1 protein-coding gene and 1 pseudogene are annotated in these 1,938 nt (G+C 66.9%); one reads left to right on the top strand and one right to left on the bottom strand.

The annotated features are described in order from the left end of the window. Nucleotides 1-106 precede the first annotated feature (106 nt). Nucleotides 107-1,522: an MFS transporter gene (locus tag SD72_RS16655; RefSeq protein ID WP_042545593.1), complete on the top strand. Its 1,416-nt coding sequence runs from the start codon at nucleotides 107-109 to the stop codon at nucleotides 1,520-1,522. A 167-nt stretch (nucleotides 1,523-1,689) separates the two neighbouring features. Here SD72_RS16655 and SD72_RS16650 read toward each other — a convergent pair. Beyond that, nucleotides 1,690-1,938, bottom strand: a pseudogene (locus SD72_RS16650) (metal-sensitive transcriptional regulator); the annotation flags it as partial.

Genomic DNA, 1,938 nt, shown 5'->3' with positions numbered 1-1,938 from the left:
GGGGGTGTTTTCCTCGGTAGAGCACCGCAGTCGCATACCCCTACCCCCTATAGGTATATGCTTTGGGGCAGCCGGAATCGCCGGCACGTTCTGAGGAGAAACCCGCATGTCATCCCCAAGGTCAATATCCCCTGCAAAGAAGTGGCTCGGGCTCGCGCTCATCGCCACCGCGCAGTTCGTCGTCATCATGGACACCTCCATCGTCGGCGTCGCACTTCCCTACATTCAGCGCGACCTCGGCTTTACGGCCGAGTCGCTCTCCTGGGTATTCAACGCCTACGTTGTCGCGTTCGGCGGCCTCCTCCTCCTCGGCGGGCGCCTCGCAGACGCCTTCGGCGCGAAAAAGATCTTTGCCACCGGCTGGCTCGTGCTCATTGCAGGCTCCGTCCTCGCCGGAGCTGCGACCTCGGTCGGCGCGGAAATCGCGGGTCGGGCGATCCAGGGAGCGGGCTCAGCCCTCATCGCACCCGCAGCGCTCACGCTCCTCATGATGCTCTTCGGTGGCACCTCAGACCTCCCGAAGGCATTCGCGATTTACGGCGCAGCCGCCCCCATCGGTGGCGCCGCGGGCGTCTTCATCGGCGGGGTGCTCACCGAGTACACGAGCTGGCCCTGGGTGTTCTACGCAACGATCCCCCTCGCACTCATCGTGCTCGCGTTCACCGCGACCGCGCTTCCTCGCACCGAGCGCGGCGCATCTGGCCCGATCGACATCGCCGGGGCCGTCACTGTCACCGGTGGCCTCGCCGCCGTCGTCTACGGCATCGTCATGGCTCCGGAGGTTGGCTGGCTCACGCCGACCACCATCGGCGCACTCACCATCGGTATTGCCCTCCTCATCGCGTTCTTCGTCATCCAATCACGCACCCGCACGCCGCTGCTGCGCCTCGGACTCTTGAAGGCACCGCAGCTCGGCGCCGCGAATGGCGCGCAGCTCGTGCTCGGCGGCGCGTGGGTGTCGATGTGGTTCTTCCTGAACCTGTACCTCCAGCAAGTGCTCGGCGCCTCGGCGTTCGCGGCCGGTGCCGCGCTGCTCCCGATGACCGGCCTCGTTGTGCTCGTGATGGTCGGGCTCGCGCCCCGACTGCAGACGAGGTTCGGCGCAAAGCCGCTCATCGTCACCGGCCTCGTGATCCTCGCGGCTGGCCTGCTGTGGATGTCGTTCATCAGTCCAGACGGCAGCTACGTCGTTGACGTGCTCCCCGCGTCGCTACTGTCGGCGCTCGGCATGTCCCTCACGTTCGTACCCTCGCTTGGCACCGCGATCAACGCCGCGCCGCCGGCGGAGACGGGCGTCGCGTCTGGCCTCGTCAGCACGAGCTACCAGATCGGCTCAGCCCTCACCCTCGCAATCCTCACGGCCGTTGCATACGGCGTCGCGGGAATCGACCCCTCGCCAGTCAATCTGACGGCAGGCTACTCGGCGGCGTTCCTCGGGGCCGCCGGCCTCGCGCTCGCCGGTGCAATCGTCAGCGCTATCGCGATGCGGTCGCCGAAGCGGGAGTTCGCGAGCGCGGGTTAGCTTTCCGGCACCCGCCAAACGAAGTCGATGTCAGTTTGGGCCAGGTTGACCGGGATCTCACCCGGTTTTCCTGCCCAAACTGACACCGACTTTTGTGCTCGGGGTGGGCCGGGGGCCTGGGGCCTGGGGCCTGGGGCCTGGGGCCCCTGGGCCTGGGGCCTGGGTTATTAGGAGCGCACGAGGCGGGCGATCGCGTCGCTCGCCTCCTTGAGCTTCTCCTGCGCCTCTGCCCTCCGACCGGCTGCGTCTACGACACAGTGCGAGAGATGGTCGTCGAGCAGCCCGAGCCCCACCGCCTGGAGCGCACTGGTCAGGGCACTGATCTGCGTGAGGATATCGATGCAGTACTTCTCGTCATCGACCATCCGGGAGATGCCCCGCGCTGGCCTTCGATGCGCTTGAGACGCTGCAGGTAC

Origin of the sequence: Leucobacter komagatae (assembly GCF_000834055.1) — a bacterium.
Lineage (GTDB): Bacteria > Actinomycetota > Actinomycetes > Actinomycetales > Microbacteriaceae > Leucobacter > Leucobacter komagatae_A.
This window is presented reverse-complemented; position numbering and strand designations above follow the sequence as displayed.

Excerpts from the sequence above, each read along its gene's own strand:
- SD72_RS16655 (WP_042545593.1), top strand. The coding sequence starts at position 107 with ATGTCATCCCCAAGGTCAATATCCCCTGCAAAGAAGTGGCTCGGGCTC.